At 54.1% G+C, this 23,790-nt stretch carries 26 protein-coding genes; 14 read left to right on the top strand and 12 right to left on the bottom strand.

What is annotated here, in order from left to right; translation table 11 throughout:
• Positions 1-136: 136 nt before the first annotated feature.
• The 4 genes from groL to IGQ16_RS06605 all read right to left on the bottom strand — a co-directional run bounded on the left by groL (position 137) and on the right by IGQ16_RS06605 (position 4,662).
• Positions 137-1,774 carry a chaperonin GroEL gene (gene groL / locus IGQ16_RS06620; RefSeq protein ID WP_024124017.1) on the bottom strand — a complete coding sequence of 546 codons (1,638 nt, stop codon included), beginning with the start codon at positions 1,772-1,774 and terminating at the stop codon, positions 137-139.
• A gap of 69 nt (positions 1,775-1,843) precedes the next feature.
• Positions 1,844-2,155: a co-chaperone GroES gene (groES, locus tag IGQ16_RS06615; RefSeq protein ID WP_024124016.1), complete on the bottom strand. Its 312-nt coding sequence runs from the start codon at positions 2,153-2,155 to the stop codon at positions 1,844-1,846.
• Between the two features lie 187 nt (positions 2,156-2,342).
• On the bottom strand, positions 2,343-3,152 hold the full coding sequence (locus IGQ16_RS06610; protein ID WP_024124015.1) for a carbohydrate ABC transporter permease: 810 nt from the start codon (positions 3,150-3,152) through the stop codon (positions 2,343-2,345).
• Positions 3,139-4,662, bottom strand: a complete 1,524-nt coding sequence (locus tag IGQ16_RS06605; RefSeq protein ID WP_297041218.1) for an ammonium transporter — start codon at positions 4,660-4,662, stop codon at positions 3,139-3,141. The genes IGQ16_RS06610 and IGQ16_RS06605 overlap by 14 nt, the downstream gene beginning before the upstream one ends.
• Before the next feature lie 209 nt (positions 4,663-4,871).
• Between IGQ16_RS06605 and IGQ16_RS06600 the strand changes: the two genes are divergently transcribed.
• The 10 genes from IGQ16_RS06600 to IGQ16_RS06555 all read left to right on the top strand — a co-directional run bounded on the left by IGQ16_RS06600 (position 4,872) and on the right by IGQ16_RS06555 (position 13,488).
• Positions 4,872-5,540 carry an MORN repeat-containing protein gene (locus tag IGQ16_RS06600; protein ID WP_225871767.1) on the top strand — a complete coding sequence of 223 codons (669 nt, stop codon included), beginning with the start codon at positions 4,872-4,874 and terminating at the stop codon, positions 5,538-5,540.
• Positions 5,541-5,561: 21 nt separating this feature from the next.
• Complete coding sequence (locus IGQ16_RS06595; protein WP_297060694.1) at positions 5,562-6,824, top strand: folylpolyglutamate synthase/dihydrofolate synthase family protein; 1,263 nt, start codon at positions 5,562-5,564, stop codon at positions 6,822-6,824.
• A 233-nt stretch (positions 6,825-7,057) separates the two neighbouring features.
• Complete coding sequence (locus IGQ16_RS06590) at positions 7,058-7,648, top strand: bifunctional 2-polyprenyl-6-hydroxyphenol methylase/3-demethylubiquinol 3-O-methyltransferase UbiG (protein ID WP_297060693.1); 591 nt, start codon at positions 7,058-7,060, stop codon at positions 7,646-7,648.
• 61 nt (positions 7,649-7,709) lie between these two features.
• On the top strand, positions 7,710-8,102 hold the full coding sequence (locus tag IGQ16_RS06585) for a Fur family transcriptional regulator (RefSeq protein ID WP_297060691.1): 393 nt from the start codon (positions 7,710-7,712) through the stop codon (positions 8,100-8,102).
• A 38-nt stretch (positions 8,103-8,140) separates the two neighbouring features.
• Positions 8,141-10,498, top strand: coding sequence for a GH116 family glycosyl hydrolase (locus IGQ16_RS06580; protein ID WP_297060689.1), 2,358 nt, complete (start codon positions 8,141-8,143; stop codon positions 10,496-10,498).
• A 117-nt stretch (positions 10,499-10,615) separates the two neighbouring features.
• Positions 10,616-11,065 (top strand): hypothetical protein, encoded by a 450-nt coding sequence (locus IGQ16_RS06575; RefSeq protein ID WP_024124008.1) that lies wholly within the window; start codon positions 10,616-10,618, stop codon positions 11,063-11,065.
• A complete protein-coding gene (locus IGQ16_RS06570; RefSeq protein ID WP_024124007.1) occupies positions 11,066-12,223 on the top strand; it encodes a HAMP domain-containing sensor histidine kinase in 1,158 nt (385 codons plus the stop codon).
• Entirely contained in the window at positions 12,220-12,810 is a 591-nt protein-coding gene (locus IGQ16_RS06565) for a PepSY domain-containing protein (protein ID WP_297060688.1), read from the top strand. The genes IGQ16_RS06570 and IGQ16_RS06565 overlap by 4 nt, the downstream gene beginning before the upstream one ends.
• 105 nt (positions 12,811-12,915) lie before the next feature.
• A complete protein-coding gene (gene psaM / locus IGQ16_RS06560; protein ID WP_011056052.1) occupies positions 12,916-13,011 on the top strand; it encodes a photosystem I reaction center subunit XII in 96 nt (31 codons plus the stop codon).
• 150 nt (positions 13,012-13,161) lie between these two features.
• Positions 13,162-13,488, top strand: a complete 327-nt coding sequence (locus IGQ16_RS06555; protein WP_024124005.1) for a hypothetical protein — start codon at positions 13,162-13,164, stop codon at positions 13,486-13,488.
• Positions 13,489-13,498: 10 nt separating this feature from the next.
• Here IGQ16_RS06555 and IGQ16_RS06550 read toward each other — a convergent pair whose 3' ends face one another.
• From IGQ16_RS06550 to IGQ16_RS06525, 6 genes are all read right to left on the bottom strand, one after another.
• Positions 13,499-14,248: an E3 ubiquitin ligase family protein gene (locus IGQ16_RS06550; protein ID WP_297060686.1), complete on the bottom strand. Its 750-nt coding sequence runs from the start codon at positions 14,246-14,248 to the stop codon at positions 13,499-13,501.
• Positions 14,249-14,325: 77 nt separating this feature from the next.
• Positions 14,326-15,042 (bottom strand): DUF3120 domain-containing protein, encoded by a 717-nt coding sequence (locus IGQ16_RS06545; RefSeq protein WP_297060684.1) that lies wholly within the window; start codon positions 15,040-15,042, stop codon positions 14,326-14,328.
• A gap of 45 nt (positions 15,043-15,087) precedes the next feature.
• On the bottom strand, positions 15,088-15,774 hold the full coding sequence (locus IGQ16_RS06540) for a hypothetical protein (protein ID WP_024124003.1): 687 nt from the start codon (positions 15,772-15,774) through the stop codon (positions 15,088-15,090).
• 6 nt (positions 15,775-15,780) lie between these two features.
• Positions 15,781-16,734 (bottom strand): protein translocase subunit SecF, encoded by a 954-nt coding sequence (gene secF / locus IGQ16_RS06535; RefSeq protein ID WP_024124002.1) that lies wholly within the window; start codon positions 16,732-16,734, stop codon positions 15,781-15,783.
• Positions 16,731-18,161 (bottom strand): protein translocase subunit SecD, encoded by a 1,431-nt coding sequence (gene secD, locus IGQ16_RS06530; protein ID WP_297060681.1) that lies wholly within the window; start codon positions 18,159-18,161, stop codon positions 16,731-16,733. The genes secF and secD overlap by 4 nt, the downstream gene beginning before the upstream one ends.
• A 2-nt stretch (positions 18,162-18,163) precedes the next feature.
• Entirely contained in the window at positions 18,164-19,147 is a 984-nt protein-coding gene (locus tag IGQ16_RS06525; RefSeq protein ID WP_297060679.1) for an alpha-ketoacid dehydrogenase subunit beta, read from the bottom strand.
• A 361-nt stretch (positions 19,148-19,508) separates the two neighbouring features.
• Between IGQ16_RS06525 and bioD the strand changes: the two genes are divergently transcribed.
• The 4 genes from bioD to IGQ16_RS06505 all read left to right on the top strand — a co-directional run bounded on the left by bioD (position 19,509) and on the right by IGQ16_RS06505 (position 22,654).
• Positions 19,509-20,210 carry a dethiobiotin synthase gene (gene bioD, locus IGQ16_RS06520; RefSeq protein WP_297060677.1) on the top strand — a complete coding sequence of 234 codons (702 nt, stop codon included), beginning with the start codon at positions 19,509-19,511 and terminating at the stop codon, positions 20,208-20,210.
• Positions 20,211-20,319: 109 nt separating this feature from the next.
• Positions 20,320-20,880 (top strand): glutathione S-transferase family protein, encoded by a 561-nt coding sequence (locus tag IGQ16_RS06515; RefSeq protein ID WP_024123999.1) that lies wholly within the window; start codon positions 20,320-20,322, stop codon positions 20,878-20,880.
• Positions 20,877-21,335 carry a DUF3531 family protein gene (locus IGQ16_RS06510; protein WP_011056063.1) on the top strand — a complete coding sequence of 153 codons (459 nt, stop codon included), beginning with the start codon at positions 20,877-20,879 and terminating at the stop codon, positions 21,333-21,335. The genes IGQ16_RS06515 and IGQ16_RS06510 overlap by 4 nt, the downstream gene beginning before the upstream one ends.
• Positions 21,326-22,654: a 16S rRNA (cytosine(967)-C(5))-methyltransferase gene (locus IGQ16_RS06505; protein ID WP_297060675.1), complete on the top strand. Its 1,329-nt coding sequence runs from the start codon at positions 21,326-21,328 to the stop codon at positions 22,652-22,654. The genes IGQ16_RS06510 and IGQ16_RS06505 overlap by 10 nt, the downstream gene beginning before the upstream one ends.
• Here the strand turns inward: IGQ16_RS06505 and IGQ16_RS06500 are convergent.
• Complete coding sequence (locus IGQ16_RS06500) at positions 22,626-23,477, bottom strand: CPBP family intramembrane glutamic endopeptidase (protein WP_225871765.1); 852 nt, start codon at positions 23,475-23,477, stop codon at positions 22,626-22,628. The genes IGQ16_RS06505 and IGQ16_RS06500 overlap by 29 nt on opposite strands.
• Positions 23,461-23,742: an ATP-dependent Clp protease adapter ClpS gene (gene clpS / locus IGQ16_RS06495; protein ID WP_024123996.1), complete on the bottom strand. Its 282-nt coding sequence runs from the start codon at positions 23,740-23,742 to the stop codon at positions 23,461-23,463. The genes IGQ16_RS06500 and clpS overlap by 17 nt, the downstream gene beginning before the upstream one ends.
• Positions 23,743-23,790 lie beyond the last annotated feature (48 nt).

Genomic DNA, 23,790 nt, shown 5'->3' with positions numbered 1-23,790 from the left:
TATAGCAACGCTGCCAAACCCTTTCGCAGCCACTCAGCCATGAAAAAAGCGGGGTTTGGTTGCCCCGCTTCCCGTGTGGGTAACCCTCGCCTAGGCAGGTTCAGGGATTGACTCTGTGCCCAGGGTAGGGATGGGCTTAGTAGTCGAAGTCACCGCCCATGCCAGCACCGCTGCCCGCAGGATTATTTTCCTTGGGTTCGGGCTTGTCAACGATGATGCACTCGGTGGTTAGCACCATGCCAGCAATAGAGGCCGCATTTTGCAGAGCCGAGCGGGTAACTTTGGCAGGGTCAACGATACCGGCATCAAACATGTTGACATATTCATCTTTAGCGGCATCATAACCCACATCGAAGGGTTTTTCTTTGACCCGTTCAACAATGATGGCACCATTTTGACCCGCGTTTTCCGCAATGCGACGCAGGGGAGCGCTGAGGGCACGCTCAACAATGTTGGCACCAATCAGTTCTTCACCCGTTAGGTGCTCAGCGGCCCAGTTGCTCAACTCAGGAGCCAAGTGAACCAAGGTGGTACCGCCACCGGGAACAATCCCCTCCTCAACAGCGGCTTTGGTGGCGTTAATCGCATCTTCCAGACGGAGTTTGCGATCTTTCATTTCAGTTTCGGTGGCAGCACCGACTTTAATCACCGCCACCCCACCAGCTAGTTTGGCCAACCGCTCCTGCAGTTTTTCTTTGTCGTAGCTGGAGTCGGTTTCTTCGATTTGGCGACGGATTTGCTCGCAGCGAGCCTTGACGGCTTTTTCATTGCCTTCGGCAACAATCGTGGTGTGATCTTTGGTGATTGTGATGCGGCGAGCTTTACCGAGCATATCCAGCTTGGCATTTTCCAGCTTCAGACCCGCATCTTCGGTGATCACTTGACCCGCTGTGAGGACGGCAATATCTTCGAGCATCGCTTTACGGCGATCGCCAAAGCCGGGAGCTTTCACCGCAGCGACATTCAAGACACCGCGCAGACGGTTGACCACGAGGGTGGCCAAGGCTTCTTTCTCGATGTCTTCGGCAATGATGACCAAGGGCTTACCGGCGCGAGCCACCTGTTCGAGGATCGGCACCAGATCTTGCACCAAGGTAATTTTCTTGTCGGTGATCAGCACGAAGGGTTCATCGAACACGGCTTCCATGCGCTCGGTGTCGGTGGCAAAGTAGGGGGAGATGTAGCCCTTGTCAAAGCGCATCCCCTCAGTGACCTCCAGTTCGGTGGTCATGGATTTGCCTTCTTCGAGGGAGATCACGCCTTCTTTGCCCACTTTGTCCATGGCGTCGGCAATCATCTGACCCACTTCTTCATCATTTCCCGCCGAGATGGCCGCCACTTGGGCAATGGCTTTGGAGTCTTCCACTGGACGGGCGTGTTCGGCAATTTTTTCCACCAGGAAGTGGGTGGCTTTGTCAATCCCGCGTTTTAGGGCAATGGGGTTAGCGCCAGCAGCAACGTTGCGCAGCCCCTCTTTCACCATGGCATGGGCGAGAACCGTCGCCGTCGTGGTGCCGTCACCGGCAGCATCATTGGTTTTCGAGGCGGCTTGGCGGATCAGCGCCACACCGGTGTTTTCAATGTGATCTTCAAGTTCAATTTCTTTAGCAATGGTGACACCATCATTGACAATTTGCGGCGCACCAAATTTTTTCTCCAAAACCACGTTCCGCCCTTTCGGACCAAGGGTCACGGCCACGGATTCAGCCAAGATGTCCATCCCTTTTTCAAGGGCCCGACGAGCATTTTCGTTGTAGATAATGCGCTTCGCCATATGTGTTTCCTACCTCAATCGTTCAACAGTGATGAAAAAATCGCACCGAGATGCAAGGAAGTCAGTGACCTAGCCCACAATGGCCAAGATGTCTTTTTCTGAGAGGAGAACGTAGTCTTCGCCCCCTAGTTTCACTTCGGTACCGGCATACTTGGAGTACAGCACCTTGTCACCCACTTTCACATCCATGGGCTGACGCTTGCCGTCTTCAGTGAGTTTGCCGGGACCGACGGCGGTCACTTCGCCCACTTGGGGTTTTTCACGGGCATTGTCGGGCAGGAGAATCCCCCCTGCGGTCCGTTCTTCGCTTTCGGCGACTTTGACAAAAATGCGATCGCCCAAAGGTTTCACAGTTGAAACGCTTAGAGATACGGCTGCCATAGCGTACTGTTCTCCCAATTGTAAGAGTATGGATTGATAGCACTCACTGCACGGCTCATCGCGCAGTCTCTGGGGAGTAAGAGCATCACTGGTAATTGTTTAGCACTCTCACCCTTCGAGTGCTAATGTAGCGAGAGACGGTTGGCGATCGCAACTCCTGTTGCAGTACGGTTTTCCGAACGGTACCTTAGTTCTTTAGCCCCGTGGTGGCAATACCGCGAATCAGTTGCCGCTGACCCAAAATAAACAAAATCATCACCGGTACAGTGGCAATCACCGCCGCTGCCATCATCAACGGCCAATCATTGGTGAACTGCTCCTGAAAATTGGCCAAGGAAAGCTGCACGGTGATCAGTTCTGGCTTGGTGGTAAAAACCAAGGGCTTAAACAGATCATTCCACTCGCCAATAAAGGTAAAGATAAAGAGCGTTACCAAGGCTGGTCGGCTCAGGGGCAAGAGAATATGCCAGAGAACCTGCCAGCGATTTGCCCCATCCAAGCGGGCTGCCTCCTCAAGGGCAACGGGCAATGTGAGAAAAAACTGCCGCATCAAAAAGACACCAAAGCCATTGGCCGCCGTTGGTAAGATCAACGCGCCATAGGTATTGATCAGATGAGCCGCCTTCAGGATGAGAAAAATTGGGATCACCAAAAGCTGAAATGGGATCACTAGGATTGCTAGCATCAGCAGCAGAATCGTCTGTTGCCCCGGAAACGAAAGTCGGGCAAGGGCGTAACCCGCTAGGGCTGAAGTTACCAACTGGAGCGCCGTCACCGCTAAGGCCACAAACGTTGAGTTGGCAAAAGCTAAGATAAAGTGTCCCTGCCGCCATGCCGCCTGATAGCTCTGCCAGGTCCAGCCTTGGGGCGGCAATAATTGGGTGGGTAGGGTTCCGGGTGGCCAGCCGGAGGTACAAAGCACCACTAGCAAGGGACTGAGAACCAACAATGCCCCCAGGATTAATAGGAGCGTTAAGCCTACCCTAGGAGCGACCACTGCCAGACATCCGTTTGAGCAAATCCACAAATCCTTTCACTTCTTCGCGCAAAAGGAAGCCCGCATAGGCCTCCATGCCATGCTCGCCAATGTCCAACCCCTCGATTTCCTCCTCTGGAGAAACGCGAATGCCAATGGTAAGGTTCAGGAGTAGCCACACTGCTGTACTAAAGGCAACGGTAAACCCGCCCACCGCCAGTACCCCCACCAATTGGTGCCCCAACTGGGTAAAGTCACCACTCCAGAGCAATCCCTTGAGAGGCCCCGCCCCAGCTTCGTAAAAGCGCCCCGGTCCATCGGCAAAGAGCCCCACTGCTATGGTCCCCCAGATGCCATTGACCAAGTGTACGGAAATGGCTCCCACTGGATCGTCAATTTTTAGGCGATCGAGCGTCACCACCGAAAAAATAATAATGATCCCGGCAATACTGCCGATTAACGCCGCGCTCTCAATGGTGACAAAGGCACAGGGGGCTGTGATGGCCACTAATCCTGCCAGAATCCCATTAATGATCATCGAAAGGTCGGGCTTCCCAAAGTAGAGCGTGGAAACCACCGTTGCGGTGACACCCCCAAAGGCTGCGGCCATATTTGTGGTCACAACAATGTGGGCGATCGCCTCCGGATCTGCGGTCATCGTTGACCCTGGATTAAAACCAAACCAACCAAGCCAGAGGATCAAACAACCCAAGGTGGCGATCGCAAAATTATGCCCGGGGATGGCTGCCACCGACCCATCCGGCAGAAAGCGCCCCAAACGCGGCCCTAGGAGAGCTGCCCCCATCAATGCTGCCCATCCGCCTACAGAGTGCACCACCGTAGAACCGGCAAAATCCCACATACCTAGCTGTTGCAGCCAACCGCCACCCCAGATCCAGTGACCCGTAATTGGATAGGAAATCCCCACCAGCAGCAAGCTGAAGATAAAGAAGGCATAGAACTTAATCCGCTCCGCCACTGCCCCAGAAACAATTGTGGCGGCCGTTCCCGCAAAGACCACTTGAAAGAAGAACTTAGCAAACAGGGGTACCGCTGCCCAACTGAGGGAACTATAGACCCCCCGGTAGGCTTCGGCAGTGGCCGGACTGTTATCGGCCCCCAGCAAAAAGAAACCACTGCTGCCCACCACCCCATTGCCATCCCCAAACATTAGGGCAAAGCCAATCGCCCAATAGGCGATACTCGAAAGGGCAAAGACAATCAGGTTCTTTGAGAGCAGGTTCACCGCATTCTTGGCCCGGCAAAAGCCCGTTTCCAACATGCAAAAGCCAGCATTCATGAAAAATACCAGCACGCCTGCAAAAATCACCCAGAGCGTGTTGAGCACCACCTGCACCTTTGCCGGAACCGCCGTTGAGGCGGCAGTATCCTGCCCCAGTGCGGCTGTTGCACTCAGCACACCAATCATCACCGCAAAGGTCAATCGCGTGCGGCGAGGGGGCAGATAGAGAATCGGAGTCAGGGGATGCTGAAGACGTAACCGGCGGCGCAAGATAGAACGCAGTTTCATAGGTGCAGATGTCCAATCGACAAAGAAAACCGTTGGAACCTATAAACCCCCAGCTAAAATCCCTAGAAAAATCCTAGGGTTGAGTTGCAAAGTTTGAGACAAATAAACCAATCATCCCTGAATTTACCCCTAAGTATATGTATTCCAAGATACAAAAACTTGGGTCTCTGCCTCAATTCTGCATAGGGAGCAACTTGTACCAGTTAGATATGTTGCAATTGTCCACCCTTGTGGAGTGTCCAGTGATGACCCATTCGCACCACGCCAATGCCGCTGTTGTCCGCCGCTGGGTGCTCAGTTCTTTCCTGATGGGTTTAGGGTGTGCAACCCTACAGTTGGCTCCTGTAACTGCTCAAATTGCCGTCTATGAAGGGCAGCGGGTCACGGGGGATGTCACCCTGACCCTCCCCGATGGCAGCACCTACAAAGGGGAATTGCTAAACGGTCGCTTTAATGGCCAAGGCATCCTCACGATGGCCAATGGCAACCGCTACGAGGGAGAATTTCGCAATGGCCGCTACCACGGTCAGGGGGTGCTCACCTATGCCGATGGCGGACGCTATGAGGGTGGCTTTGCCGATGGTATCTTCAATGGCAAGGGCATTCTACAACTGGCCAATGGCCAGCGCTACGAGGGGACGTTTCTCAATGGTCAATACCATGGGGAGGGGGTACTCACCTTTCCCGACGGCACTCGCTACGAGGGACAGTTTCTAGCGGGCAAGTATCATGGAACTGGAATGCTCTCCTTTGGGAATGGCACAAGCTATGCTGGACAGTTTCGCAATGGCTTATTTGACGGAGAGGGGGTGCTCACCCTGCCAGATGGCTCCCGGATTATTGCCACATGGCGCCATGGTCGTCGCGAGCCCCGCTAATCCTTTTCCATCGAGCTGGCCGTGGGTGATCCACTGACGGCAGCGCTGAGTCCCTACGCCCGCTTTGGGGTGCGCCTTGGCCTTGAACCCATCCAGGCGCTCCTGAGTGCCTTGGGGTCTCCCCAGTTACAGGTGCCCTTGATCCACGTTGCGGGGACAAATGGCAAAGGCTCGGTGTGTGCCTATTTGGATAGTGTTTTGCGGGCAGCGGGCTATCGCACGGGTCGTTATACCTCGCCCCATCTGTTGAGCTGGTGTGAGCGCATTTGTGTCGATGGTGAACCCATTGCCCCGCAGGTCTTTTTGACCCTCATTCAACAAATTGAAGCCGTCTTGCCCCAGGTGGCCTATCCCCCCAGTCAGTTTGAAGTGGTCACGGCGGCGGCATGGCTCTATTTTGCCCAGCAGGGGGTGGAGGTGGCGGTGATGGAGGTGGGCTTAGGGGGGCGCTTGGATGCCACGAATGTGTGTCAGCCCCCTTTGGTGAGTGTGATTACTTCCATTGGTTGGGATCATTGGCAGCGGTTGGGCAATACTTTGGGGGCGATTGCGGGCGAAAAGGCTGGAATTCTTAAGCAGGGTGTACCCGCTGTTGTTGGTCCTGTTCCTCCAGAGGCAAAGACGGTGATTGCCGAGCGTTTAACAGCTTTGGCTTGCCCGACCGTCTGGCCAGAACCGGCGCAGTGGTGTGTTGAGCGGGCTGGATGGGCAACTTGGGGTGGCATTGAGTATCCCTTGCCTTTGGCGGGAGAAATGCAGTTAACCAATTCCGCGATCGCGATCGCCACACTGCAATGTCTGCAAGCTCAAGGCTGGCAAATTTCCCTAACAGCGATTCAACAGGGAATGGCACAAACCCGCTGGCCGGGACGACTGCAATGGTTACACTGGCAAGGGCGAAAACTGCTCATTGATGGTGCCCACAATGCTCCTGCAGCCGCTTATCTACGGCAATATGTAGATCAATTGGGCTGGACAGAGGTGACTTGGGTAGTGGGGATGCTAGCCAATAAGGATCATGGGGGGATTCTCAAACATCTCCTGCGAGCCGGCGATCGCCTGTGGTTGGTGCCCGTCCCGGATCACGCTAGTGCTAACTTAGAGGACTTGAAGGAACTTGCCTACACCTGTTGCCCTCGGTTAGGGGAATGCCGTCTTTTTAACGATGTGGCTGAAGCCCTCGACAGGGGGGGCGATCGCTGCGTGGTCTGTGGCTCCCTTTACTTAATTGCTCGTGTTTTGGGGGCGATCGCCAGCAAAGACTCTCAGGTAACTCAACTGTAGAAAACTAGCGGTGCTCAGCGAGACAACTCATCATCTATACCGGCAAAGATGGTACGGGGTCGCTGAATGCCCAAGCTTGGGCGGCTGTATCACTCAAGGCAAGACAAAAGGAAAATCGCTGACTCATATCAGGCAATTGGAGGGTATATTGCTGTGCTTGAAAAAGATGGCTGACCAGTCCCTGAAAAACGCTTTGAAACTCTAGTGATTGCCGTCTAAAAGAGCCGATATCTATGTGGGACACTCGCTTTCAAGGAGACACCTATTTCTACGGCACAGAGCCAAACGACTTCCTCAAAGCCCATGCCCATGACTTTAGGGCCCAAGGGCAAATTCTCTCCCTCGCCGAAGGGGAAGGACGTAATGCGGTTTATCTTGCTCAACAGGGATATGCCGTCACGGCTGTGGATGCCTCCCAAGTGGGACTGGCAAAAGCACAGCGCCTTGCTCAAGAAAGGGGAGTCTCAATGACCACCTATCACTGCGATCTGCGGGATTTTGACCTGGGTGAAAACGCCTGGGATGGAATTATTGCTATTTTTTGCCATCTGCCACCAGAGCTGCGTACCCTAGTCAACCAGCGCATTGTCAAAGCCCTCAAGCCCCAAGGCCTCTATCTCAGTGAGACCTACAGCAAGAAACAACTGGGGATGGGCACAGGGGGCCCGCCCACACTGGAACTACTGCACGACCTAGAGCAAATGAAGAGAGAACTGACGGGTCTAGAGTGGCTCCACGCCCTTGAAATCCAGCGGCACATCCATGAGGGCCAAGGCCATCGCGGGCGAGGCTGGGTGATCCAACTGATTGGCCGCAAGGTCTGATTGCTCATCTCATTGCAGCCGCAAGGGCAGGGTAAAATCAAGGTAATATTGTTCTATTGCTATGCCGCCGCGACGCACCCGTAGCCAAGCCATTATTCTCGAGGCCCTTAGAGCCAGCGGCCGATCCCTCTCGGCGCAGGAGCTTTTTTTAGAACTGCGGCAACGACATACACCCCTAGGTCTGGCAACGGTTTATCGCACCCTAGATAGTCTGCGCATCAATGGTGAGGTGCAAGCACGCCCCTTGCCCAGTGGTGAACTGGTCTATAGCTTGGTGCAGCAGGATCAGCACTACCTCACTTGTTTACACTGCGGCACATCCATTGGAATTGAGCAGTGTCCTGTACAGCAACTCGAAACGGCGCTACAGGAGTCCTATCACTTCAAGGTTTTTTACCACACCCTGGAGTTTTTTGGCCTCTGCGCAAAGTGCCAAGAAATGGCGCAGCGCTAAAGCGGTATTCTGGATTAGGCAAGTCTTCGGAAAGTGGTGTGATTGAATTTGCCAACTGTGCTTGGACTCGGGCGATCGGCCAAGGCTGGGAGAATCCTTATCGCGTTCGCTATGCCAGCAATTTAGACGATGGCCCTTGGCATGGAATGCCCCTCGGTGGCTTTGGCGCTGGCTGTATTGGCCGTTCCTCCGCCGGGGACTTCAACCTCTGGCACCTTGATGGCGGAGAGCACATCTTTGGCACCCTGCCCGCCTGTCAATTTAGTCTTTTTGAGCAAGGAGAGCGGACACAAGCCTACGCCCTAGGAACTCCCCCGAGCGATGGCCGCCTCAGTACTTGGCAATGGTACCCCACTGGTAAAGGCTTCTACGCTGCCCGCTATCCCCGCAGTTGGTTTGTCTATGAGGGAGTCTTTAGCGCCCAGATCACCTGCGAACAGTTTTCACCGATTCTGCCCCACAACTACCAAGAAACCAGTTACCCTGTGGCGGTGTTTCTGTGGACATTCAGCAATCCCACAGATCAGTCCCTCACCCTGAGCCTAATGTTCTCGTGGCAAAATACCGTCGGTTGGTTTCGCAATACTACCCCTTCCTCCGCCATTGCCATCCGCGATGATGGTAGCCCTGTCTATACCTACACGCCCCGCTGGGGTCAAAGTGACGGCAATTTTAATGAACTGATTCAAACGGCGTCTTTTCAAGGTTGGCGACTGCGGCGTATGCCCCACCCCAACCCACCCCAAGAGGGGGATGGCGAATGGGCAGCATTAATTCCCACAGGCCTTGGCGAGTTTTTTGGCTGTAGTCGCTGGCAGCCAGAGGGAGATGGGGCACAACTATGGCAATCATTTTCCGTGGATGGTTCCCTACCGTTTGTTCATGACCCCACCCCAGCGGCAGTGGGAGAACAGGTGGCCGCCGCTTTTGCCCTGCGCTTTTCCTTGGCACCGGGAGCAAGAAAACAAATTCCTGTGGTCCTAGCGTGGGACTTTCCCGTGACCGAGTTTGGCAAGGGGGTGATCTATTACCGTCGTTACACGGATTTTTGCGATCGCCGAGGGACTAATGCCGTCACCCTTGCCGCCCAAGCCCTCGCCGCCTATGCCACGTGGCAAGAGCAGATTCGCACTTGGCAAGCACCGATCCTCAGCCACCCCGACTGGCCGGACTGGTTCAAGATGGCACTGTGTAATGAGCTATACGTTCTCAGTAGTGGGGGGAGCCTCTGGAGTGCGGCCAGCGATCGCGATCCTGTGGGTCAGTTTGCCGTTTTAGAATGTCTTGACTACCGCTGGTATGAAAGTCTGGATGTGCGTCTTTATGGCTCCTTTGCCCTCCTGCAACTGTGGCCAGAGCTGGAAAAATCCGTGATGCGTGCCTTTGCGCGGGCCATTCCGACAGCGGATCCAACCCTGAGAATCATTGGCTACTTCTATCGTGGTGATCCCGAAACCGCCTACAAAGCGCCTCGTAAACTGGCCAATGCCGTTCCCCACGATCTCGGTGCTCCCAATGAGCACCCTTGGGAAAAGACCAACTACACGGCCTACCAAGACTGTAATCTGTGGAAAGATTTGGCCTCGGATTTTGTGCTGTTGGTCTATCGAGACTTTTTGTTCACGGGGGGGACAGATCTCGATTTCGCCCGTGAGTGCTGGTCGGCGGTGGTGGCAGCCTTAGACTATTTGAAACAATTTGACCAGGATGGCGATGGGCTGCCAGAAAATGGGGGTGCCCCGGATCAAACCTACGATGACTGGAAACTACAGGGAGTCAGTGCCTACTGTGGTGGCTTGTGGTTGGCAGCCCTAGAGGCGGCGATCGCCCTCGGCACGATTCTCCAACAACCGCAGGTGGAAACCTACCGCCAGTGGCTTAGCCAAGCTCGCCCCCGCTACCATCAACTGCTGTGGAATGGCGAGTACTATCGTCTCGATACGGGCAGTGGCTCCGATGTGATCATGGCGGATCAACTGTGTGGCCAGTTTTATGCCCAACTCTTGGGCTTGGTGGATATTGTGCCCCCCGACTGTTGCGATCGCGCCCTGCGGAAAATTTACGACACCTGTTTTCTCAAATTTCACAACGGCCAGTTGGGGGCTGCCAATGGTCTATTGCCCAACGGGCAACCTGAAAACCCCCACGCTACCCATCCCCTTGAAGTATGGACGGGGATTAACTTTGGCTTGGCCGCCTTTTTGTGGCAGCGGGGAATGACCCACGAAGCATGGCGTTTAGCCGAAGTGGTGGTACGGCAAATCTACGAGAATGGCCTGCAATTTCGGACGCCGGAGGCGATTACGGCCAAGGGTACCTTCCGTGCCAGTATGTACCTGCGCCCTATGGCTATCTGGGCACTGGCTCTTGTCAGTGGAGGCTCACAATCCGCCTAAAAATTTCGTAGCCTATTTTACATTGTTTTAATTCCTGAAACCGCGACAATGGCGACCAATAGGCTGCCCGTCTATGATAGGGGGTAGCGCCTCAATAACCCTTTCTCTAGATAATCTATGGATACTCTCAGCCAACGTTACCTACGTCTGTGCCAAGCCTATAGCCAACTGGCAGAACGCTATACCAAACTCGATATTGACCACATGACCCTGCGGGAAAAGCTCGTCCCTTTTCTGATGGCGTTCAAATACTACAAGCAAATGACAGAGCAGCTCATGGCTGAAAAAGAGGCCATGCAGCGGGAACTCCATGACCTGCGCGATCGCTACCAGTTGCTGGTGAGTCAAAACGGCAATGTTCCCATCCATGAAGAACTGCTCAGTGCCCTTGCTGAAGCAGAGGAGCAGATGGGACTCATTGAAGAAACCTTCAAGGAACAGGAGGCTGACCCAGATCCCAACCTGCTTCCCATTGAAAAGCAATTGCTGGAAGAATATACAAAAGGGAGTGGTGACTTTCAAGTCCTGCTCCCGCAAGTGTCGAGTCACTCCGGGGTTACTGCCTAGATGCTCTGGCCAGCCAGTGAAGAATTTGCTGCCCTCTGTCGCACCCAATTAGAACTCGTTGTCAACAGCTTGGGGGCCTCTTCACTGGCGGTCTACCTTAGTGAAACCCTCAACGACTCTCCCTCATGGTCCCCTGTTGCGGTTTATCCAGAGGCGGCACCCCTCCTGAGCGTACCCATTCCCCCGACACTACCACCGCCAACCGCAGCCCCAGAGACTGCTCTAAGCCATTACCCTCAACAGGTTGTCTCGTCCTTAGCCAATCAACTGATCCTGCCCCTGATGTACCAAAATTGGGTCTTGGGGGTACTGGTGGCACAGCGGCAACACCGTCCTTGGCTGGCAGCAGAGCAGGCACAATTGCAACAGGTGGCACAAACCCTGGCCATCGCCTGCCTCTTAGATCAACGGCAACAATGGCTCAGCCACTGCCGCGCCCACCCACTGGATCAACAGCAACAGCGCTTTGACGATCTGCTCCATCAACTGCGCAATCCCGTGGCCGCCATTCGCACGTTTGTCAAGCTCCTGCTCAAACGCTTGGAACCTGATCACAAGGGGCGTCCCCTCGCCGAAGGCATTGCCAAGGAAACAGAGCGGCTCATGGCACTGTTGGAGGACTATCGCCAACAGCGCAACGATATTCCCGTCTTTACGGGCAGACAGCCCCTACCCCTTGCGGGTAAACCCCTCGATCTAGCTGAAACTCTCTTGCCGCTGATCAGTGCCGCCCAAGCTCGCGCTGAAATGGAGGGTAAAACCTTTGTGGTGGAGATACCGCCTCAACTGCCGCCCATCTGGCTCGAGGAACGGGTGCTGCAGGAGGTTGTCGGTAATCTACTGGACAATGCTTTTAAGTACACCCCGCAAGGGGGCACGATTGGTCTGCGCTTGACGCTCTCGCCCACCGCCTTAGAGTTAACCGTTTGGGATACCGGCTGTGGCATTCCTAAGGAGGTGCAGCCGCGTCTTTTTGAACGGGGATATCGGGGGATTCAAGCGGACAGCGAGATTGAGGGGAGTGGTCTGGGCTTGGCGATCGCTCAGGATTTGCTGCGTCCCTATGGTCTAAACCTGCGGGTGACCAGTCCCTACGCAGGCGATCGCGGCACGGCCTTTACCTTGGCGATTCCCTGGCAAATGGAGGTGGAACCATGAGTGCTCTGAAACCGCGTCTTGCCAAGATCAGCAGTCAGGGGCATCAATTCCTTGCGGTGATCTTTGCCCTACCCCTATTGATCTCAGCCACAACGGGAATAGCCCATCGTCTTGGGCGCAGTTGGTTTGGGCTATCTAAAGACTTTGGGCGGGCAATGATGACCCTCCATGAGGGCCGCTATCTGGGGGAATGGGGCGTGCCGCTCTATGTGTTGGTCCTTGGCTTGGGCTTGCTGGGAATCATTGCTACGGGTTTGGGTCTCCTGTGGGGGCGATCGCTCCCTGGCCAGTGGTCAGCGCGGCGGCTACATCACCTCCTAGCTGGCATTGCAGCATTGCCCTTACTCGTGAGTGCCACGACAGGAATTGCCTATCGCCTTGGCCGCAACTGGTTTGGCCTCTCCAAGGAACAGGCGGCAATTTTCCTGAGCCTACATCAGGGAAGCTATTGGGGGGAGGTGGGGCGTCCCTTCTATGTGCTCTTGGTGGGGCTGAGTTTGCTGACACTTCTGGCCACAGGGGTGTCAATGCTGACTATCCTGCGACGGCTGCCCCACTGGCGTTCTAGGGTCACCCCAGAGACCTAGCTGCAAAATGTTACGAACTATGAGGAGGCGTTGCCAAAGGGGAGTACCTATGGAGTAATAAATACAGCACTTGATCGCGACTGTTATTCCATAAAGGAGTTGTTCATGGCGCTGACCGATACCCAAGTTTACGTTGCCCTTGTGATTGCCCTGTTGCCTGCGGTACTGGCATTTCGGCTTTCCACTGAGTTGTACAAGTAGTCAGAACGGTTGTTGCCAACTGGCTGCAGGGCTCTATTTCTCTAAAAATTTAAAAAATTTATTAGGCAGTTCCCCATGGCGTTGCTCAAGCAAAGGAGCTGCCTTTTTTCTTTTTATACTGATAGACAACTTGCCGTTCACGGTTTAGCCATGGCTCACTCTCTTCGAAAAATTCCTGCGATTGCCTGGGAAGCGGGTGCCAAAATTGCAGTGAATCTAGTGCTACTCGCCTTTGCCCTTGGGGCGATCGCCAAGCTGGTGCCCTATCAACTGAGTCAACTGCAAAAACTCCATGCCCTCGAAGCGGAAGTGGCCCAACTGGAGGCGCGAGTTAGGGAATTACAACGGGAACAGGAGCGCGATCGCCAGCCCCAAGCACGGCGGCGCATTGCCCAGGAGGAGGCCAATTTAATTGGCGCCAATCAGCGGCGGATCATCTGGATACAACCTAAAAACCCAAAGCAAGAACCCGATTAAGCCTAAAACCCTAAAACAAGGCCAAAACTAAACCACAGACACCACAGAGAGCGGCACTCAGGGAAGCATAGGTCATTTTTCGTTTTTGCTGTTTGTACTGCTGAATCAGCGGATCCTCAAAGCTCAGGGAAATGATGAATTTTTGTCCCCTGTTTTGCGGCTTTTGGAGGCGGAGAACTCCCCCCTGATCCGAGGCCATGCCCACCACCGAGATGGGTTGCCCCAAGGGCAGCACCCACTCCTGATAGCGATAGCCAAGCGTTGTATTACTACCAAACCGCCAATTCAATGACAGAACCCCTAAAGAGAAGGCAAGGGAATGGGGTTTATCCACTGGCCGCAGTTCATCTAAGACCTGCACAGCTTCAATCTCAGCACCGACAGGGTTCACCTCAATCTCCCCTTGATGATCGCGCAGAAAAAATAGGGTTGACTGCTCATGGCGGCCAATGATTTCCGAGGAGCGATCGCTCCCCTGTTTTTCATACTCGCGGCTGATAATCGTTTTGTAATAGACACAGGGAATGCGCTTCACTTCCGAGAGCAAGGGCTGAGACGCCGTTACTTGACCAACCACCTGCACATACTCGCGCCAACTGCCGCTACCCATCTCCTGAGCCACCTGTTGTTGGAACTTTTGTAACTCACCAATGGTGCTAGGACTGGCCACCTTTATTCCTCTGAGCTTCAGCCGATAATAGCCCTCAAGGGCAAAGAGAAAAGCCGATCCCGTTAAGCAAAGGTGAGCAAAAACCCCCATGGTTGCCGTTGAATCCCTCTGTGCTGATTTTAGCTTTATCGGCGGGAAGTCCCGCATGCTGCCAGAGGTTAACTCTTTTAACTCATCGACATTAGGCCAATGGTAAGGCCAAAGAGACCGTCAACAACGAGTGTACTCAAGACAGCGCCCATAAATCCCCATACGGGCAAGACGGAGCCACGACGAATCTGGGATTCAAAGAGGGGCAGCAGACCAATGAGGAGCAAACTCAGGCTCAAGAGAACCCCCCACACCTGGCCACTAAAGGTCTGGGCCTGAGCGATCGCCTGTGCAAGCATCTCCTGAACTGAAATGACATCCCCTTCGAGATACATAATGGCTCGCCAATGGGGAATCACATCAATCAAGTAAAAGTAGGCATCAGTGATGGCAGTGCCCAGAAAAGAGCCGCAAAAAAAGAACACGCCCACCAGTTGCTGCCGTTGCCGCAGGTGCCAGAGCATCAGCGGAATGGGTAAAGCCTCAATGGGCAAATGCCACAGGGGTTCCCAGCGCAACCATCCCCAGTAGAGCGAACCTGCCCCCCAACACCAGCTAAATCCATAAAGCATCTCACCCCAATAGCGGGAGTGGGGCTGGCGTTGGAGATAGAAACTGAGACCCACCAGCAGCGGCGTCAAAGCCAAACTCAGCCAAGGGAATGTCCGCACGAGAGGCGCCTCAATAAAAACGGGAATGGAGACCAAGCAGGCGGCAAAGCCAAAGAGCAACCAAGCTAGCCGTGAGCCAAGGCGCAGAGAGGAAAGTGTCGAGGGGGAAGTAAGAGCAGTCAAGGGAATATCGGAAATTGTTAACTTTTATTTCTTTCCTTTAAGGTATCACAGGCTGGAACGTCGGGAGCGGGGCGATCGCCGAGGCGCTTGAGAGCGCGCTTTGCGCCGCAGGGTTTCTGATAAATCAATAAAGGCATCCCGCTGCAAAATTGGGTAGGTGCCAATCCAGAGGCGATGGCGGGGTAGGAAAACTTCAGAAATCAATTCAATCTCTGCAAGATCAGGACGACGGGAGAGAACCAGCATTTCCGCTGCATCGCCAGGGCGAATCCCTCGATGTTGACGCAGCAATTTGGCTTGCACTCTGGTTTCAAAGCCCGTTTTATCGCCAATCTCCAGATTCAAGCAGCGTTCACGGTTCTCAATAATGACGAGTTGTCCCTTGTCGTTAACTGTCTCTTCTTTGCCCACCAATTCTTCCGTGACATAAACATCCAAGACACGCCCGCGCCAAAAGCCGCCATAGGGAAACCGCCGATGGCGACGATTGCGAAATGAGGCTAGCACTGCCGGTGCCCAGAGCCAATAGAGACCCGCCACCAGACCCAAAATCAGTTGAGCGCTATCCCCTAAAAAATTCAAACCCAAGGCAATAACGGCCACCGCCACCACGGAGAAGGTTAAGCGTCGTAGAAAGTCCTGAAGCTTGCCCCAAACATAGCGATACTGGGAACCGGTGGCCACCAGCGGCACCAATTGACGGACTTTCTCTTGGGTGAGGGGAATGAGCACAACCAGTTAGGGCGTCGACGTTGTCTCCAGGGTATTCGTAGCGGGACGCGGCGGCTGGCGATCGCGCCACCAGGCAAGGAGAGTACTGGCAATGAAAATACTTGAATAGGCCCCCGTTGTGAAACCAATCAGCAAGGCCAAGGCAAAGTAGCGCAGTGTATCGCCCCCAAAGAGAAGAATCGTGATCAGAGGCAGTAGCGTTGTCAGGGTGGTATTGATGGAGCGGCCAAGGGTTTGCACTACGGCCTGATCCACCACCTCTTGAATTCCAAGCTCTGGGTTGAGGTTCAGTGTTTCCCGCACGCGGTCGTAGATGACCACTGTATCGTTCACAGAAAAACCAATGATCGTGAGCAGCGCCACAATGAAGAGGCTATCAATTTCCACCCCTGCCACAAGTCCTAAAATGGCAAAAATGCCGGTGGTCACCAATACATCGTGGACAAGGGCGACAAGGGCAAAACAGGCATAGTCAAACTGGAAGCGCAGCGTCAGATAAATCGTAATGCCAATAAACGATACCAACAGTGCCAGCAGTCCCGATCGCAGGATTTCATTGCCAAGGGTCGGACCAACGGTCTCAATTTGGGTTTTCTGGGGGTCAAAGTCACCGATTTTTTGCGTGAGGGCGTCACTGAGGCGGCTGCGCTGATCCACAGAGAGGGGCACTGTGCGAATACTCACCCCATACTCACCCACAATTTGCAGGCTGCTGTTGCCCAATCCCTGCTGGTTGAGCACTTGACGCACCACATCAATATCAATGGGCTGAGAACAGTTGTTGGTGGCGCTGCAGGCCAGTTCAAATTGCAACCGCGTCCCGCCAATAAAATCTAAGCCTAACCGCAGGGGAGTGCCCAGGGACACCCAAGAGATGGCCATGGCCACAAGCCCACTGAGAATGACCACCAAAGATAGACCCCACCAGAGCGATCGCTGGCGATTGACACTAAAGCTCATCGAACGCTCTCCAGTTTTGGACAGAACCAATTGGGCCTACGCAGACTGGGAATGCTAATGGCATAGAACAGAAACGTGCGACTACAGGTGAGAGCCGTAAACATACTAATGCCAATGCCAATGGCAAGGGTAACGGCAAAACCGCGGACAAACCCTGTTCCCAAGGCAAAGAGGGCAGCACAGGCAATCAAGGTGGTGACATTGCTATCCAGAATACTGGCAAAGGCGCGATCGAACCCCGATTCAACGGCACGGTAGAGGGTTTTTCCTGCCCGCAGCTCCTCGCGGGTACGCTCAAAAATGAGCACATTGGCATCCACCGCCATACCAATACTGAGAATAAAACCCGCAATCCCCGGCAGTGTCAGCGTCACCCCAAACAGCAGAAAAGCTGCATAGGTAAAGATGGCATATAGAAGCAGGGCAATATCGGCAATGAGTCCCGGCAGGCGGTAGTAGGCGACCATAAAGACTAGCACCAACACCAAGCCCGCCAAGCCGGCATAGAGACTATCGCGAATACTGTCTTGCCCCAGGGAAGCACCCACCGTGCGGTTTTCCACGACCTCTAGCGGCACCGGCAGTGCACCCCCCTGCAACTGAATCGCTAAATCATTCGCAGTTTGGGCAGTAAAACCCCCAGAAATCTCCGCACTCCCGCCAACAATCCCCGTTTCTGCATATTCCACCGCCACAGTTGGCGCACTAATCAGGCGATTGTCAAGAAAAATCCCAAGGCTGCGGCCCGTGCCAGCAATCTCCTTCGTCAGTTGGGCAAACAGTTCAGCCCCTTGGTTGTCAAAGCGGACAATCACACTCCAGTTTGGGGATCCAGGCGCCACTGGACTGGCAAAGGCCTCCCTGAGCATTGCCCCCGTTAAATCGGAGGGTATAAAGAGGCCGGCGATCGCTTGCTGGCTTTTTTCAAGGGAGTCACGGTTTTTTTCTAGCTTCGCCTCAATCTCCTTCAGGGCTTCGGGATCATTGGCCTTCTGAGCCTGCTCCGCCAAGAGTTGAGCCTGTTCCAAGAGCAGTTGCGACTGAAGTTGCCGCTCAATTTGCAGTTGTGTCTCTGTGCCCGACTTCTGCACAGCAAAGAGCAGTTGCGCTGTCCCCTTGAGAATTCGCTCCGCCTGCTGCGGATCCGTCACCCCGGGCAATTGCACCAAAAGCTTGTCGTCCCCGGCGGTTTGTACCACTGCTTCGGCAACACCCAAGCCATCAATCCGCCGTTGCACCACCCCTTGAACTGCCGCCAGCACTTGGGGCGTAATTTGCGGCACCTTGTCTGTTGTTTGCACCTGCAACGTCAGTTGGGCACCCCCCCGCAGATCTAAGCCCAGCCGAGCCGGCGTGCGCACAATGACCCACGTGGCAGCCATCAGCAACACCAAAATGGCAATCAGCCAGCCGCGATACTTTCCCATGGCTAAACCTGTCCCTGCACCAGCTTTTGCACTGCCGCTACAATTTGAGGCGGTTGCACAATCGTCAGATTCTCTAGGGTGCCATTGTAGGGGGTAGGAACATCTTTGGAAGAAAGGCGGATGACCGGTGCATCCAGTTCATCAAAGTAGCGTTCCATGATCGAAGCTGAAAGTTCGGCACCAATTCCCCCTGTCTTCATGCACTCTTCGACAATCACCACGCGATGGGTTTTGCGAATCGAGGCACCAATTGTCTCAAAGTCGAAGGGCTTTAGGGAAATCAGGTCAATCACTTCGGGGTCGTAGCCCTCTTTTTCAAGGGTTTTCACCGCTTGCAGAACATGGTGACGCATCCGCGAGTAGGTCAAGATCGTTACATCTTGACCAGTGCGAACAACTTCGGCTTTATCAAGCGGTAGGAGATATTCTTCCTCTGGGAGATCCTCCTTGAGGTTGTATAGGAGCACATGCTCAAAGAACAGCACCGGATTGGGATCGCGAATCGCTGACTTGAGCAAGCCTTTGGCGTTGTAGGGAGTCGAGCAGGCAACAATTTTTAATCCCGGCACCGCTTGAAAGTAGGCCTCGAGCCGTTGGGAGTGCTCTGCCCCCAGTTGTCGCCCAACCCCACCGGGACCACGGATCACAATTGGAATTTTGAAGTTGCCGCCAGAGGTGTAGCGCAGCATGCCAGCATTGTTGGCAATCTGATTGAAGGCCAACAGCAAAAAGCCCATGTTCATGCCCTCGACAATGGGACGCAAGCCGGTCATGGCTGCCCCAATGGCCATGCCAGTAAAGCTATTTTCGGCAATGGGGGTATCCAATAGGCGCAGTTCACCATACTTTTTGTAGAGGTCTTTGGTGACTTTGTAGGAGCCGCCATAATGTCCCACATCTTCCCCCAGCACAAAAACCGTGGGATCTCGCTCCATTTCTTCATCAATGGCAGCACGAAGGGCATTAAACATGAGGGTCTCAGCCATGGTTGCGCGGCAGACATTCAGTAAGGACTATTTCCTAGAGTAGTTGAAACTGCGCCGCCTGCGATCGCCCCCCCTACGAGTTCTGATGATTAAAAGCCCTGATTGATATCCCGATGCCTTCTAACCCCTAGGGCGTCTATACTGAAAACATATTGGCCCTCAGCGGTTTCGGAGTACCCACAATTGAGGTCTTTGGCGCGATCGCTCCCTGCCCATCCCAGCAGTTTTGCAGCCATTCACCATGAGCTGCAACAGGATCAGGTTTTGCCGTCACATTTAATGAAGTGAATTTAATCAAAGTGAAAAAGAAGATGAAATGGGTATAATCCATTGAGAACTATCGCGACAACGGTAGGGAGGGTTGAACATTTCACAGCATTGCCAGTCTTTACTCATTACCGGTGTCGATACTGGGGTGGGCAAAACAATGATCACACGAGCCCTGTGGTCTTACGCCCATCGCTACCGTCCTCAAGAACGCTGGGGCATTCTCAAGCCCATGCAAAGTGGAACAGCGGTTGAGATTGGCGATGGGGACTACTACTGTCAAACCCTACCTCTGGAACAAACGCCCAGGGAGGTGTGCCCTCTGAGTTTTGGAGCCCCCCTTGCGCCTCCCATTGCAGCCCAATTGGAAAATCGCAGGATTGATTTAGCCCCCATCTGGCAGACTTACCAGCAGCTTCAGGAGCGGTTTGATTATCTTTTAGTTGAAGGGATTGGGGGCCTAGGCTCGCCCATTACTTGGGAGTGGACAGTGGCGGATTTGGCAGCCGCTTGGAAGTTGCCCATTGTCTTAGTGGCAACAGTACGCCTGGGGGCGATCGCCCAAATTGTGGCCAATATTGCCCTTGCCCGGCAGTACCAGTTGGCCATTCGCGGTCTAATTCTCAACTGTGTTACCCCCTGTAGTGATGCCGAGATTGAACAGTGGACCCCCCCAGACTTTCTCAGCCATTTTACCCAAGTGCCGGTGTTGGGGGTGCTGCCCTATGGTCAACCGTCCAATGAGCACTTGGCGGAAGTGGTAGCTGAATGGCCCCTACATCTGCTTTGGCGCTGAGGAGAGTTAGGCAGGAAATGATTTTGAGGTCGATCAAGGATCAATCAAGGATCATAATAAATAAAAGTGACTGAAATTTGATTGACACATTGATCGCTGCAACTGACCTATGCTAAAGCTCTATGGCGGCGCCAAATCCCGCGCCAGTATTGTCCGCTGGTATTTAGAAGAACTGGGCATTCCCTATGAGTTTGTGCTGATAGATCTCCAAGCTGGGGAACAACATCAGCCTGAATTTCTCAAACTCAACCCCATGGGTAAAGTGCCCGTGATTGTGGATGGGGATGTGGTGCTTTGGGAATCAGGGGCGATTTTGCTCTATCTTGCCCAGGTTCACGGTGAATTACCCAAGGATGCGGCCGCCGCTGCCCAAGTTTATCAGTGGGTGCTGTTTGCCAACTCTACCCTGACCCAGGCAATGTTTCCGCCCGAAACGCGCGATCGCCAGCTTCCACAACTGCTCAAGGGCATTGAGACGGCTCTCATGGGGCAATCCTACATTCTCGGCAAGGACTTTTCGGTGGCCGATGTTGCCCTCGGGTCGATGCTGGCCTATCTCCAGATGCTCTTTCAGGTGGACTTGAGTCCCTATCCTGCTGTAGCGGATTATGTAGCCCGCTTGCAACAACGGCCTGCCTTTCAGAAGGGTTTAATGGGAGCTAGGGCATGAATGTCATCTTCCGTGAAGTGAATCCCTTTGATGTATGGATTTGGGTGGAATTTGCGGCACCACCTTCGTCCGTGGAGCAGCAGTATCTGGAGGAAGTCTTTAACTCCTGGTTTTTCCTCGGGAAACTGGGGGGATTCAATGCTGAGAATCTTCAAGTCCAGGAAACAGGTTTAGACCTCAGTCACCTAGAGTACGATCGCGCCCAAGCCGAAAGTTCGCTGATGGCGGTGATGCACAATATGGGCGAGTTTGAGTACAACGATCGCTGGGCTCGCTGCTGGTTTGATTTGGGTACCAGTGACGCCTTGGCCTTGGATGTCTTAATCAATGCCCTCCATCAATTTAGTGAGGACTATGTGCCCTTAAAAACCCTCGTGATTGGTGGTGACAACCCTGAGTGGCCGATCGCCACCAGTGAACAGCGGGAAATGATTGAGCAATCGGCGTGGAACTAAGTGCACGGCGTCTTGCCCTTGATGCCCTAGACCGGGTAGCCAAGGGCGCCTATGCCGATGTGGCACTGCATCAGGTCTTGCAGCGGTATGCCCTCGATGGGAGCGATCGCACCCTAGTGACTGAACTGGTCTATGGAACTATTCGCCAACAGCGCACCTTAGATACCCTGATTCAGGGGTTTTGTCGCCAACTTCCTCCCCTGTCTGTCCAGTTAGTCTTGCGTTTAGGACTCTATCAACTGCGGTACCTGGATCGCATCCCCACCCATGCCGCCGTCCACAGCAGCGTTGAATTGGTCAAGCAGATTGGCTTAGGAGGCTTTGCCAAACTGGTGAATGGGGTCTTGCGCCATTACAGCCGCTGCACCAGCGATCCCCTTGAAGCTTTCATTGCCCACCTCCCCCTGGTGTCTCAACTCGGGTGTCGCTATAGCTTTCCCGATGCACTGATTGCCTCTTGGTTAGAACGTTTGCATCTTCAGGAGTGTACTGCCCTCTGTCAGTGGTTCAATCAGCCGCCCCGCCTCGATCTACGCCTCAACCCACTGCGAGTAACAGCTGATCAGCTAATCGCTGATTTTGAAACAGCAGGCTATGGGTTGCAACCAATTCCCCCCCTGCCCCAAGGACTGGTTCTATCCCACTGTGGGCAATCGATGCAGGAACTCCCCGGCTATGCCGCAGGTTACTGGTCGGTTCAGGATCGGGCAGCACAATGGGTAAGCCATCTGTTAGATCCCCAGCCCGGGGAGGTGGTCATTGATGCCTGTGCCGCCCCCGGAGGAAAAACCACCCACATTGCTGAGTTAATGGGAGATCAAGGCCGTGTCATTGCCTGCGATCGCTCCCCCGCTCGTTTGCGGAAACTGCAGCAAAATCGCGATCGCCTCGGCCTCAAAAGCATTGAAATTCACACCCTAGATAGTGCGACGGCAGAGGATTTTGCAGCAATGGGCGATCGTGTCCTTTTAGACGTACCCTGCTCGGGAACAGGCACGCTGCACCGCCATGCCGATGTCCGCTGGCGACCCCTAAAGACGCGCTTAGCTGAACTCTTGCCCCTGCAAGCCCAACTCTTGGCCACCGTCTCCCAGTGGGTCAAACCCCACGGCTTACTCGTTTATGCCACCTGTAGCTTGGAATCGGCAGAAAATGAGGCCCAGATTCAGCAGTTTCTGGCTCACCATCCCCAGTGGCACATTGAACCACCGCCCCCCAACTTTCCCCTAAAAGCAGCACCGGCAGGTTGGATCACCGTGTGGCCACAACGGGATGACATGGATGGCTTTTTTATGGTGCGGTTGCGACGCGATAGCTAAGCCCCAAAGCCACCAGAATTAAAATACCCACCCCCAGCAGGCCGGCGATCGGGTTACCGTTAATGCCCGTTAGCCACTCTGGTGCCACACCGGTGTAGGTCACCAATTTTCCCACATTGACACCAAAATAAGCCCAGACTAAGCCACCGTGAAGTCCCATGGGAAAGCCTAAACGGCCACCAAAGACCCATTTACTCAAACTGAGAATCCAACCCAACAGTGCTAAGCCAAAAAACTGCGGCCATGTGGCTAAAATCACCTCTAAGGGATGCAGATAGTGCAACGCCGCAAAAATCAGGCCATTGAGCAAGAGAGCAAACCACGGTTGGTACTCTAGCTCTAGTTCCTGCAACAGCCAGCCCCGAAACAACAATTCCTCAGCAAAGCCCACAGCAACACCGGTTAGGACGCCATCCAGCAGCACCAGACCAAAGCGATCCGGCAGCCCCTGCCAGCTCACCCAACCCAAAAGCCCCTCAATGGCAAATAGCAGGCCAACCAAAAACACACCCGCTAGCCACCCCAGCAAAGCATCCCGCCCAAAGTTCCAACCGCCCTTCAGGCCATAAAACACGAGGGGCGATCGCTGGTGGTGTACCCGCTGCCCCCAGACTCGCAGCAAGAGAATAAAAATGAGGTACAACAGCCCCATATTGACAAAGCTAGCTGCTCCCCCTTCTCCCCAAGCAAAATAGAGCCCTAGGCCAAGGGGCAACCACAGCAGCAGCAGCGTCAGGGCAAAACTAAAAACCCGAATCCAAAAGGGGCGGCGGATCATTTGCCGCCAAAACTGGGAAAACAGTGGTTTACTCAGTCGGTTCAATGGTACTCGTTAGCCCTGCCATTTTCAGGCCTTCACAGTAAAATTCAGCGTGCTCAAGGGCACAGGTAATCACTAGGGCAACCCCCGTCAGGTGTGCCTCCATCATAATATCCACGGCCTGGGGTTGGGTGAGGCTTGGCACCGTCTTCAGCAATACCTCCACCACATACTCCATAGAGTTGACGTTGTCATTGTGAAGGAGCACCCGATAACGGGGAGCCAACTTGCGAACGGTTGCGGGCTTTTCAATAGTTTGCACTGACATTGTTGGCTATGCCTCCATTCAGTGGACACTCAGGGTAAGACAGTCAGT

Source organism: Thermosynechococcus sp. M3746_W2019_013 (genome assembly GCF_015296045.1).
GTDB lineage: Bacteria > Cyanobacteriota > Cyanobacteriia > Thermosynechococcales > Thermosynechococcaceae > Thermosynechococcus.
The sequence above is the reverse complement of the archived record's forward strand: the minus strand, read 5'-3'. Positions and strand labels throughout refer to the sequence as shown.